Origin of the sequence: Peribacillus sp. Bi134, assembly GCF_918698065.1 — a bacterium.
Taxonomy (GTDB): Bacteria; Bacillota; Bacilli; order Bacillales; family DSM-1321; genus Peribacillus.
The window spans coordinates 45,396-57,264 of sequence record NZ_CAKKLN010000016.1 but is presented as its reverse complement, the minus strand read 5'-3'; the positions used below and the strand labels follow the sequence as shown (position 1 = coordinate 57,264).

Here is an 11,869-nt window from a genome sequence, read left to right as displayed (position 1 = left end):
ACGTGTTACTCACCCGTCCGCCGCTAATCTCAGGGAGCAAGCTCCCATCGATTCGCTCGACTTGCATGTATTAGGCACGCCGCCAGCGTTCGTCCTGAGCCAGGATCAAACTCTCCGAAGAAATGTTCGACTTGCTCATTTGCTTTTTTGATAGTGTGTGCTCACTTAAAATTTAACGTTGGCGCTTTGTTTTGTTCAGTTTTCAAAGAGCAATGTCTTTCGGAACAGCTTATTTATAATAACATTTTCATTACTGCAAGTCAACAACTTTTTTAAAACTTTTTAAAGTTTGTAATCTGTTTGCAACTCGTTCGTAACGACAGATATAAATATAACACCATTACGTTAACTGCGCAATACCTTTTATAAAGTTTTTTTGAGATAATGTTGTTTTTCTTATAAACCCTAGAATCCACTGTATTGAAAGACATGAAATTATAATTAAAAAACAAAAACCGAATTGGACTTACCAGGATCAAGAGCTACGCCCATGATCCCGGCCATCCGAATTCGGCCCTGCAATCAAAACTCATTTTTGCTTATATTAGCGATGTCTCATTAAAGGGAATAACAGGACGTCACGTATAGAAGGAGAATTGGTCAATAGCATAACCAAACGGTCAACACCAATTCCCAGTCCGCCTGTCGGCGGCATTCCGTATTCTAATGCCTCCAAGAAATCTTCATCCATTTCATGAGCTTCATCATTACCTTGCTCTCGTTCTTTCAATTGAGCTTCAAAGCGTTGACGTTGATCAATGGGATCATTAAGTTCAGTGAAGGCATTTGCGTGCTCCCTACCTACAATGAATAACTCAAAACGATCTGTGAAACGGGAATCTTCCGGATTTTTCTTTGCTAAAGGAGAGATTTCCACTGGATGCCCGTAGATGAATGTAGGTTGAATTAACTTATCTTCGACCTTTTGTTCAAAGAATTCATTTACGATATGGCCGAACTCCATGGATTCCTTAACTTCAATCCCATTTTCTTTAGCAAGCTGCTGGGCTTCTTCTTTACTCATTTCAGTCCAGAAGTCCACACCAGTATATTCTTTTACAGCGTCAACCATGTGAAGTCGTTTCCATTCCGGTTTCAACTCTATCTCATACTCCCCATACTGGATGGTCGTCGTCCCAAGAACTTCTTGAGCTATATGGGCAATCAGGTTTTCCGTTAAGCTCATGATATCTTGGTAATCCGCATAAGCTTCGTACAATTCGATCAATGTGAATTCAGGATTGTGCCTTGTGGACACTCCTTCATTTCTGAAAACCCGGCCAATTTCATAAACTTTCTCCAATCCGCCGACAATTAAGCGTTTTAGGTGCAGTTCAATGGCGATCCTTAAATTCAAAGGCATATCCAAGGCATTATGGTGAGTAAGGAAAGGGCGTGCAGCAGCTCCACCAGCAACAGAGTGCAATAGCGGCGTCTCCACTTCAAGGTATCCATGATCGTCCAAATACCGTCTCATGGCTTGTACAATACGACTGCGCATGATCAACGTATTTTTACTTTCCTCATTTGTAATTAAATCGACATAACGTTTACGATAGCGCTCTTCAACGTCCTTCAAGCCATGAAATTTATCAGGTAACGGGCGAAGCGCCTTAGCAAGGAACACATACTCTTTAGCTTTAATGGAAAGTTCCCCGACTTTCGTTTTGAAGATAACGCCAGTTACCCCAACGAGATCACCAAGATCAGTTTGGTTGAAAATATGGTAAGAATCTTCCCCTATGTTATCCAAACGGACATAGATTTGGATTTGGCCGCTAATATCCTGGATATGGGCAAATCCCGCTTTCCCTTTTCCGCGCTTCGTCATGACACGGCCAGCAATCGTAACTTCAATTTCTTTTTCTTCAAGCTCTTCCTTTTCTAATCCACCATAAGCACTGATTATCTCCTGAGTGTTATGTGTGCGTTCGAATCTGCTCCCGAAAGGGTCTTGTCCATTATCAATCATGGCCTGCATTTTATCGCGCCTTACCTGCAGTTGGTCATTCAATTCTTCATGACTCACGAAAATCATCTCCATCTTTATTAATAAATGCCTTATATAATTAATCAAAAATTCTTTTGCATACATATTTATTCTTACATAAAGTAAAGGAATTCAACAGCTTTTTATCTTAAAACATTGTTTATATACATATAAAAACTGCCAGGATTACTGGCAGTTAAGATAAGCGTATTATAGGAAAATAGGAAGGTAATGTCAAACATCAGACCATTTGGATATTTTGTTGCTTCGCTTCAATATCATCAACAAGTCCATAAAGAAGATTTACAACATCTTCCCTTGTTTCACAAACATTAATTCCTTTGCGAGCCTGAGCATTCCCTTTAACACCCTTTAAATACCAAGAAGCATGCTTACGCATTTCACGAACTGCTACATTTTCATTTTTCAACGCAATCAGTCGATCCATATGAAGCACGCAAACGTCCATCTTTTCACGAACTGAAGGTTCATCCATAAGTTGACCGGTTTCTAGATATTTTACAGTCCTGTAAATCATCCACGGGTTACCTAGGGCTGCACGGCCGATCATGACTCCATCAACACCCGTTTCCTTCAGCATTCTTTCCGCATCCTGTGGAGTTTCCACATCACCGTTACCGATAAGGGGAATATTAATCGACTTCTTCACTTCACGGATGATGTCCCAGTTAGCTTTTCCTTCATACATTTGAACTCGTGTCCTGCCATGCATGGAAACGGCTTTACCGCCTGCACGTTCAACAGCCTGAGCATTCTGAATCGCAAAAACATGCTCATCATCCCAGCCAATGCGCATTTTAACCGTTACCGGCTTTTCAACGGCATCAACCACCGCTGAAACCATCTCATAAATTTTATTTGGATCGAGAAGCCACTTCGCACCCGCATCACATTTAGTGATTTTAGGAACAGGGCAGCCCATATTGATATCAATGATATCAGCATTTGTATTTTTATCTACAAATTGTGCAGCTTCGACCAAAGATTTCTTTTCACCGCCAAAGATTTGCAAGCTTAACGGCTTTTCTCTTTCATCTATATAAAGCATATTCATCGTTCTAGCATTTTGTAAAACGATTCCTTTATCACTGACCATCTCCGCACAAACAAGACCAGCACCAAATTCCTTGACGGTCAAGCGGAATGCCGAGTTGCAGACTCCCGCCATCGGTGCCAGCACTACCGGATTCTTCATTTCTATATCGCCTATTTTTAACACGTTGACCTCCTATAACATTCTTTCATTTATCGTCAGGTGGCTGAAGCTCCTCAATGGAAACATGAAGAATTTCCGCCACTTCCAGTAAAAATGCTTCTGAAGGGTTGCGGTTCCCTCGTTCAACTTCTCCCAGCAAGGAAACGGAAACACCTATTTCCCTCGCAAACCCTTCCTGGGTATAACCCTTTAACTTTCGAAAAGCGCGAATACGCCTTCCCCATTTTTCACCTTCCATAATCGAACTCCTTCTTTATCCGAAATCTGTTCAAGCAGGTCGCTCAAAGGTGCATCCATTTGCGGAAGTGATATATCAGGGTCCACTTCCATTAATGGCACGATAACAAAAGCCCTCTCGTGCATACGAGGGTGCGGGACTGAAAGAATCTCTGTCTCAATATTTTCTTGATTATATAACAAAATGTCAAGGTCTATAGTCCGGGGACCCCACCTAATCTCCCTTTTTCTTCCTAGATCTTGTTCGATTTTCATACACGCGTTAAGTAATTCCTCGGGTTCTAAATCGGTTTCCACTTTAAGAACAGCATTTAAAAAACAGTCCTGGTCTTCATATCCTATCGGGTCTGTTTCATATAAAGAAGAGCAGGCCATCATCTTGATATGCGGATTCTCAGACAATAATTGGAAAGCTCTTTGGAATGTTTCAAGGCGATCCCCTAAGTTCGACCCTATTGAAAGGTAAGCAATATTTATCACAATCAGCGTCCCCTTACAATCTCTATAGCAACCGACTCATAGTGGCCTGCTATCGGGGGATCTGGTTTATAAACCTTCACGGTGCAAGTCTCGATGGAAGAATATTTATTAAGTAGTTCTGAGGCAATTTTTTCAGCGACAGCTTCCACTAACTTAAAAGGTTCTCCCTCAACAACACTTTTACACACTTCATATAACTCGCCATAGTTGATCGAGTCTTCAAGCTTGTCACTCTTCCCAGCCTTGGCTAAATCAGTCTGAACGATTAAGTCCACTTTAAACCGCTGACCAAGCTTCGTTTCTTCCGGAAAAACTCCATGATAACCATAAAACTCCATCTTATTCACATATATCTTATCCATTTCATTCACCTTTTCCTAATAGAGCGTCCATCATCTTTGCAGCCCGGGCCATTTCCTTCACGTCATGTACACGAACCATCTGACAGCCTTGTTGAATTCCATGGCAAATTGTAGCGGCAGTGCCTTCCATCCTCTCACTAGGCGGCAGGTCCAGAACATGGCCAATCATGGACTTTCTCGATGTCGCCAGCAGCACGGGATAACCTAATGATACCAGCTTATCAAGATTCCTCATCATTTCCAAATTAAACTTTAAATCTTTCGCAAATCCAATACCTGGATCGAGAATGATGTTTTCATCCTTGACTCCCGCATCTTTTACCAATATGATGCTTTCGAATAAATCTTGAAGTACATCCCGGACAAAATGTCCATACTCCATATTATCCCTGTTATGCATCAAGATAATCGGCACTTTATATTCCGCTGCAACCTTTGACATCAAGGAATCAGCTTTACCTCCCCAAATATCATTTAATATATGGGCTCCTGCCTTTACCGCCTCTTCTGCAACTCTTGATTTATACGTATCGACCGATATTGGAACCTCAATATTACGCGATATCGCCTCAATTATTGGGGCGACTCTCTCTATTTCCTCTTCATCCGATATCCTCTCATAGTTAGGACGGGTTGACTCACCGCCTACATCCAATATATCCGCCCCATCGTTGACCATTCGTTCGGCATGCTTCAAAGCAGCATCTATCCGATTATATTTTCCGCCATCCGAAAAGGAGTCCGGCGTAACATTCAAAATCCCCATGATTAAGGTTTTCTTGCTGTAATCCAATTCAAATGAACCGCATTTTATTTTTGGTGCTCCTGCTAATGACATCCAACGTTCTCCTTCGCCTAAAGAAATCTATATATACGAGTTTACCCATTTACATAGGTATAGTGCAAGCTCCATGAAAATCAGGGATACTTCTGCATACTTTGCCACAAAAAGAAAAGCAAAGCCCCATAGGAACTTCGCTTCTCATTTAGTGTCTGTCTTACTCAAAGTTATATAATGGTGTACTTAAGTAGCGTTCACCATTACTCGGTATGATGGCAAGGACCTTTTTGCCTTTACCCAGTTTGTCAGCCACTTTAATGGCAGCTGCAATTGCGCCTCCAGAAGAGATACCGCCAAGGATTCCTTCCTCTTTTGCTGCGCGGCGGGCATAATCAAACGATTCCTCTGTATTTACTTGAATGATTTCGTCATAGAGATCTGTATTCAAAATGCTAGGAACGAAGCCTGCTCCGATTCCTTGGATTTTATGTGGTCCTGGAGTACCACCCGATAATACTGGAGAGTCCGCAGGTTCAACAGCGTAAATTTTAATGTCAGGGAATTTTTCACGCAGGACTTCACCGGCACCTGTTATGGTTCCGCCAGTACCGATTCCGGCAACGAATGCATCCAGGCCTTCATCTCCAAAGGCTTCAACGATTTCAGGGCCTGTAGTGTTCCGATGTACTTCAGGGTTGGCTTCGTTTTCGAATTGCTGTGGAATGAAGTAACCTTTTTCTTTAGACAGCTCAGTCGCCTTTGCGATTGCACCCTTCATTCCTTCAGGCCCAGGAGTAAGAACTAATTCCGCCCCATATGCGCGAAGCAAGTTACGGCGTTCCAAGCTCATCGTCTCCGGCATAACCAGAATTGATTTATAGCCCTTTGCCGCAGCTACCATTGCCAAACCTATTCCCGTATTTCCGCTTGTAGGTTCAATGATCGTATCACCTGGCTTAAGGGTACCATTTTTTTCTGCCGCTTCGATCATCGCAAGGGCGATACGGTCTTTTACACTGCTGCCTGGGTTAAAATACTCAAGTTTCAAATAAATATCTGCACTGTTTTCATTTTGAAGCTTGTTTAACTTAACAATAGGTGTTTGTCCAATTAAATCGATTACAGAATTAGCTATACGTGCCATTTTCTCCACTCCCTTATCATTTCAATACCGAGTATGTTTATTGGTTTTATAAATTAAAGTTACCAGTTTTAATAGTTCATTGTCAATGATTAAATACTATATTCTAAATTTTCTCACACAACCATTGACCTACTTTTCTTCCTTCAATCCATAAAACCATTCTACATCAAATTCGTCCCAGAAAATTTTCCCTGAGACCGGTGCCTGAATCTGTTCAAGAGCTATTTGGCGGTGAATCTTGTCTTTAACTTCTTCATATTCATACTGCTTGCCCTTTATTCTTTCATGCAGGTAGAGAACGGCCCAGCCATCCTCCGTTTGGATTGCATCACTCCACTTTTTCACCTTCAATTTCTCGGCAGCGGCAATGTATTCCTTGGAGACTTGCTCGTTATCCTGGGATATATAACCCATGTCGCCTCCTTGATTGGCAGTGAATTCATCAAGGGACTTCTCCATTGCCAAGACATCAAAGGAGACACCTTTCTCCAGTTCACGTATGACTTGGTCTGCCTGCTTTTTTGTAGAAGTGGTGATATGGGAAATATGGAAAGCAGTAGGAATTCTATAGATATCCTTATTATTATCATAATGACTCCGCATTGCCGATTCGGAAACCGAAACGTCCTTGGTGAGGAGCTTCTCGAGAAGGAGACTCGACTGAATTTCCTGCCTCAGTTGATCGTTACTTTTATTAAGGTTCTGACCGGCAGTCCCATACATCGTTTTCATCATTTTAAGTTCCCGATCAAGCTCTTCATCCGAAGTCTTCACTTTGTATTTTTCAGCTGCCTGTTTCACTACCTCTTTATCGACCATTTCCTCAAGTACATCTTCCCCATATCTTTTTTCGAGCTCATTAATCCATGCTTCCCGGGAAATATCCTTGGATCCAACCTTTGCGGCCGTTTCTTCCCCAATGACGGATTTTGAAATGATAAGTGGTTTTATGACAAAGATAATGATAGTCAATAGGTTCAACAAGGCAAGGCCAGCAATAATCGCCCGAAGCTTTTGTTTTGGCAAACCCTTATCCCCCGTAAATTATTTTTTTGTTTCTGCCTCTAATTTCTCGAGTTCTTCCTTCGAGAATTGGTAGGTCTGATTACAAAAATGACAATGCGCCTCCGCTTGTCCGTCTGTCTCAATGATATCCCGGATCTCAGCTTGTCCTAGGCTAATCAATGCATTCGCAATTCTTTCCCTGGAACATTGACAGGAGAATTGGACATCCATTTTTTCTAGTATATTCACATTGCCCTCACCTAAAATTTCGATTAGGATTTCTTCAGGAGTCATGCCACTTTGAATCATTTTGGAAACAGGAGTTATCGTGCTTAGTCGATTTTCGATTTTGGAAATCGTATCTTCGGATGTACCCGGCATCAACTGAATGATAAATCCACCCGCTGCAAGAATTGAATTATCCGGATTCACGAGAACCCCAACCCCCACAGATGATGGCACCTGTTCGGAAGTAACAAAGTAATAAGTGAAATCTTCACCTAACTCTCCCGATACAAGCGGTACTTGCCCCGAAAAGTAATCACGAAGACCAATGTCTTTAATAACAGTCAGCAATCCATCGGTACCCACCGCTCTCCTTACATCCAGCTTTCCCTGCTCATTCAAATCAAAGTGGGTTTGCGGGTGAGTGACATATCCGCGGACTTCTCCCTTTGCATTGCTGTCGACCAGGATGGAACCAATCGGTCCACCGCCCTCGATTTTAATCGTCAGCTTTTCTTCACCTTTTAACATTCCGCCCATCATAACGCCTGCCGTCATAGCCCGTCCAAGGGCAGCAGAAGCAGTAGGCCATGTATAATGGCGACGCTGCGCTTCTCCTACGGTGTCTGTTGTTGAAACAGCATAGGCCCGTACCTGTCCTTCATAGCCTAACGCCTTTATTAGATAATCCTTCATTTATTTTGCTCCTTTCAAGCTTTGTATTACTTCTTCACTTGCTCACGATTACGTTTATAAATCAACTGCAGCCCCTTTAAGGTCAAAAATGGCTCCACAACGTCAATAACAGTGGACTCATTGGCAATTAAGGTAGCCAACCCACCTGTCGCTATTACCGTTGGTTCTAGATTACTTTGCGCCTTAATTCGATTAACGATTCCTTCTACCTGCCCAACATATCCATACAAAATGCCAGCCTGCATCGCGGACACCGTATTTTTCCCAATAATCCCTTCCGGCCGGCTGATTTCTATTCTTGGAAGTTTGGCTGCTTTTGAATAAAGTGCTTCCGTAGAAATATTTATACCCGGAGCAATGGCTCCGCCCATGTATTGTTTATCCTCGTTTATGTAGCAATAAGTCGTGGCCGTGCCAAAATCCACGATAATGAGAGGGCTTCCATATTCCTGAGTGCCTGCAACCGCATTAACGATTCGGTCAGCTCCCACCTCACGGGGATTTTCGTATTTAATATTCAATCCAGTTTTTATTCCAGGTCCAACTATTAGCGGTTTAATTCCAAAGTATTTTTTGCACATGCGTTCAAGCGCAAACATAATTGGCGGAACTACCGAAGAAATAATGATTCCATCAAATTGATCAAACGAAAGACCCTCATGTTGCAGCAAAGACTTTATGATCATTCCATACTCGTCTTCTGTCTTGTGACGGTTAGTCTCTATTCGCCAATGATATTTTAAAATATCTTCATCGTATACGCCTAATACAGTATTCGTATTCCCAACATCTAATACAAAAATCATCGTTTCATCACTCCGGTAAATTATTCTCCAACATCATAACACACTGTTATTTCCCACGCTATTAGTCGCACTTTTCGAAAGGTACCCCAAAAAACCTTATCATAAAAGTTAAGAAAAGGGTATTTCCGAGGCGGAAATACCCTTTTGAATTAAGTCAACTTAAGACTTTTTATTGTCATCTTCGTTCGGGAAGGAAAGCGGCTGATCTTGAGGTGCACCTTCTTTGATTGGAGGGGTATTCAAACCTTCCTCCGTTATTTCAAGGTCCTCAGGTCCTCTTTTATCCAATGGATCTAATAGGGCCTCTTTTTCTTCCTTCTTCTTATTGATGTTCACCTTGACATTCTCATCAGTGGTTAAATTCCCATTCAGTGCAGTATAATCACGTTCTGGCAATTTACCCTTATGGAATAAACTTTTGATTTGTTCAGCATCAAGTGTTTCCACTTCAAGCAAGGTTTTTGCAACCAAATCAAGTTTTTCACGATTTTCAGTAAGTATCTTCTTACATCTTTCGTAAGCTTCCTTGATGATACGTTGAATTTCAAGATCGATTTCATATGCTATTGCATCTGAATAGTTTTGATCATTGTTGAAATCGCGGCCTAGGAAGACCTGACCTTGGGAATTACCGAATTGAAGCGGTCCAAGCTTACTCATACCATATTCCATAACCATGCTCCGAGCTATGCCCGTTGCACGCTGGAAGTCGTTATGCGCACCGGTGCTCACTTCTCCGAATGTAACTTCTTCGGCTACACGGCCACCCAATAGTCCTACGATTTTATCTTTAAGCTCAGGTTCCGTCATGAAGAAACGATCTTCTTTCGGCAGCATAACTGCATAACCGCCAGCTTGACCACGAGGGACAATCGTAACTTTATGAACGACCTCGGCATCATCCAGAACCAATCCAATAATGGTATGGCCCGCTTCATGCCACGCTACGATATTTCTTTCCTTTTTGGAAATTACACGGTTTTTCTTGGCAGGTCCAGCGATAACACGATCCGAAGCTTCATCCAAATCGGACATGTCGATCTTCTTCTTATCTTGACGGGCAGCTACAAGAGCCGCTTCATTCAGTAAGTTTTCAAGATCGGCACCAGAAAATCCTGGGGTACGCTGAGCGATCGCTTTCAAATCGACCGTTTCTGCTAAAGGTTTATTGCGTGCATGCACTTTAAGCACTTCTTCACGGCCCTTGACATCAGGTCGGCCTACCGTTATTTGACGGTCAAAACGTCCTGGACGCAATAATGCAGGATCCAATACATCAGCACGGTTAGTCGCAGCAATGATTATGATTCCTTCATTACCACCGAAACCATCCATCTCCACCAGGAGTTGGTTCAATGTTTGTTCACGTTCATCGTGACCGCCACCAAGACCTGCGCCACGTTGACGTCCGACTGCATCAATTTCATCGATAAAGATGATACATGGTGCGTTCTTCTTAGCATTTTCAAACAAATCACGAACACGGGATGCACCGACACCCACAAACATCTCAACAAAATCAGAACCACTGATTGAGAAGAAAGGAGTTCCGGCTTCACCAGCCACTGCTCGTGCCAGTAAAGTTTTACCTGTACCAGGAGGCCCAACTAAAAGTACCCCTTTAGGAATACGGGCACCAAGCTCGGCATATTTGCGAGGGTCTTTCAAGAATTCGACGACCTCGACAAGTTCCTGCTTTTCTTCGTCCGCTCCGGCAACATCATTGAAGCGCACTTTTTTCTTATCATCATTATACAATTTCGCCTTACTTTTCCCGAAGTTCATGACACGGCCACCGCCGCCGCCTTGAGCTTGGTTAAGTAAAAAGAAGAAGAGGATAAAAATGATTACAAATGGAATGATGGAAGTGAAAAATGTCACCCAGCCACTTGTCTTTTCTGGAGGTTCGACAGTGATGATGTCTTTATCCAGCTTGGTTACAGCGTCATTGATCCGGCTTTGCGAATACTCACTGAAAGGCACGTACGTCACAAAGAATTTGTTTTCCTCATAACCTTTGAGCTTTCCTGTGATTTCAAATACACTGCTTTCGGGCTGCATCGTAAGTGATGTAACGTCCCCACTCTCCAAATGCTTATAGAATTCATCTTGGGTCAATTTTACGTTTGGTTCATTGTTATTATTAAAAATGCTTACAATCCCAATGATGACCAAAAAGATCAGTAAATAAAATATGGTATTACGGAAGATCCGATTCATCCCTTACCTCCTCCCACGGGTAAACAAACTATAGTAAATACTATCATACAAAATTAATGAATTACAATAATTTAACACCGCTGTTTTTATCTGGTCTTCTCTTTCAAACAGGTACGATTAATTCGAGTAAATTTCAGGCTTCAATATGCCAATATACGGGAGATTACGATATTTTTCCGCAAAATCAAGACCATATCCGACAACAAATGCATCCGGTACGATGAACCCGGCATAGTCCGGAGTGATATCCGCTTTCCTGCCTGTTGGTTTATCCAATAAGGTAACGATTTTAATTGATTTTGCTTTTCGATAACGGAAAAGTTCCGCAAGATAGCTAAGAGTCAAACCGCTGTCGATAATATCTTCGATGATTAAAATATCCCGGCCCTCAACTGATGTATCAAGATCCTTGATGATTTTCACTTCACCGGAAGATACAGTGGAGTTACCATAGCTTGAAACATCCATAAAGTCCATTTCAAGATGTGTATCAACGCGTTTCAGTAAATCTGACATAAATGGCATGGCGCCTTTCAGCACTCCGATGGCCAACGGGAACTTACCTTGGTAATCAGCTTCAATCTGCGCACCCAATTCCCTGATTTTCTTTTGAAGTTCTTCCTCTGTTATTAAAACCTTTTCAATGTCGTTTTGCATGGTCATTGTAATTAATTGCCCCCCATGAA

At 42.1% G+C, this 11,869-nt stretch carries 12 protein-coding genes and 1 rRNA gene; all 13 read right to left on the bottom strand.

Annotated elements, in window-relative coordinates; genetic code table 11:
• Positions 1-121: ribosomal RNA gene (locus tag LQ188_RS25555) — 16S ribosomal RNA — on the bottom strand; the annotation flags it as partial.
• A 423-nt stretch (positions 122-544) separates the two neighbouring features.
• Entirely contained in the window at positions 545-2,044 is a 1,500-nt protein-coding gene (gene lysS, locus LQ188_RS25550; protein ID WP_230178779.1) for a lysine--tRNA ligase, read from the bottom strand.
• 187 nt (positions 2,045-2,231) lie between these two features.
• On the bottom strand, positions 2,232-3,230 hold the full coding sequence (gene dusB / locus LQ188_RS25545) for a tRNA dihydrouridine synthase DusB (protein WP_101225932.1): 999 nt from the start codon (positions 3,228-3,230) through the stop codon (positions 2,232-2,234).
• 22 nt (positions 3,231-3,252) lie between these two features.
• On the bottom strand, positions 3,253-3,465 hold the full coding sequence (locus LQ188_RS25540) for a helix-turn-helix transcriptional regulator (RefSeq protein WP_101225931.1): 213 nt from the start codon (positions 3,463-3,465) through the stop codon (positions 3,253-3,255).
• Positions 3,417-3,944, bottom strand: a complete 528-nt coding sequence (gene folK / locus LQ188_RS25535) for a 2-amino-4-hydroxy-6-hydroxymethyldihydropteridine diphosphokinase (protein ID WP_230178773.1) — start codon at positions 3,942-3,944, stop codon at positions 3,417-3,419. Before folK ends, LQ188_RS25540 begins: the two co-directional genes overlap by 49 nt.
• A gap of 2 nt (positions 3,945-3,946) precedes the next feature.
• Entirely contained in the window at positions 3,947-4,306 is a 360-nt protein-coding gene (folB, locus tag LQ188_RS25530; RefSeq protein WP_101225929.1) for a dihydroneopterin aldolase, read from the bottom strand.
• Between the two features lies 1 nt (position 4,307).
• Positions 4,308-5,144 carry a dihydropteroate synthase gene (gene folP / locus LQ188_RS25525; protein ID WP_230178771.1) on the bottom strand — a complete coding sequence of 279 codons (837 nt, stop codon included), beginning with the start codon at positions 5,142-5,144 and terminating at the stop codon, positions 4,308-4,310.
• Positions 5,145-5,304: 160 nt separating this feature from the next.
• Positions 5,305-6,231, bottom strand: a complete 927-nt coding sequence (gene cysK, locus LQ188_RS25520) for a cysteine synthase A (protein ID WP_095394505.1) — start codon at positions 6,229-6,231, stop codon at positions 5,305-5,307.
• A 129-nt stretch (positions 6,232-6,360) separates the two neighbouring features.
• Positions 6,361-7,257, bottom strand: coding sequence for a peptidyl-prolyl cis-trans isomerase (locus LQ188_RS25515; RefSeq protein ID WP_230178769.1), 897 nt, complete (start codon positions 7,255-7,257; stop codon positions 6,361-6,363).
• Positions 7,258-7,275: 18 nt separating this feature from the next.
• A complete protein-coding gene (hslO, locus tag LQ188_RS25510) occupies positions 7,276-8,157 on the bottom strand; it encodes an Hsp33 family molecular chaperone HslO (protein WP_101225926.1) in 882 nt (293 codons plus the stop codon).
• 26 nt (positions 8,158-8,183) lie between these two features.
• Positions 8,184-8,963 carry a type III pantothenate kinase gene (locus tag LQ188_RS25505; protein WP_230178768.1) on the bottom strand — a complete coding sequence of 260 codons (780 nt, stop codon included), beginning with the start codon at positions 8,961-8,963 and terminating at the stop codon, positions 8,184-8,186.
• Positions 8,964-9,122: 159 nt separating this feature from the next.
• Entirely contained in the window at positions 9,123-11,183 is a 2,061-nt protein-coding gene (gene ftsH / locus LQ188_RS25500) for an ATP-dependent zinc metalloprotease FtsH (protein ID WP_101225924.1), read from the bottom strand.
• A gap of 117 nt (positions 11,184-11,300) precedes the next feature.
• Positions 11,301-11,840, bottom strand: coding sequence for a hypoxanthine phosphoribosyltransferase (gene hpt, locus LQ188_RS25495; RefSeq protein WP_101225937.1), 540 nt, complete (start codon positions 11,838-11,840; stop codon positions 11,301-11,303).
• Positions 11,841-11,869: the final 29 nt, after the last annotated feature.

Coding starts and splice junctions, on each gene's coding strand:
- folP (WP_230178771.1), bottom strand. CDS start 5,144: ATGTCATTAGCAGGAGCACCAAAAATAAAATGCGGTTCATTTGAATTG.
- LQ188_RS25540 (WP_101225931.1), bottom strand. CDS start 3,465: ATGGAAGGTGAAAAATGGGGAAGGCGTATTCGCGCTTTTCGAAAGTTA.
- hslO (WP_101225926.1), bottom strand. CDS start 8,157: ATGAAGGATTATCTAATAAAGGCGTTAGGCTATGAAGGACAGGTACGG.
- cysK (WP_095394505.1), bottom strand. CDS start 6,231: ATGGCACGTATAGCTAATTCTGTAATCGATTTAATTGGACAAACACCT.
- LQ188_RS25505 (WP_230178768.1), bottom strand. CDS start 8,963: ATGATTTTTGTATTAGATGTTGGGAATACGAATACTGTATTAGGCGTA.
- ftsH (WP_101225924.1), bottom strand. CDS start 11,183: ATGAATCGGATCTTCCGTAATACCATATTTTATTTACTGATCTTTTTG.
- hpt (WP_101225937.1), bottom strand. CDS start 11,840: ATGCAAAACGACATTGAAAAGGTTTTAATAACAGAGGAAGAACTTCAA.
- lysS (WP_230178779.1), bottom strand. CDS start 2,044: ATGGAGATGATTTTCGTGAGTCATGAAGAATTGAATGACCAACTGCAG.
- folB (WP_101225929.1), bottom strand. CDS start 4,306: ATGGATAAGATATATGTGAATAAGATGGAGTTTTATGGTTATCATGGA.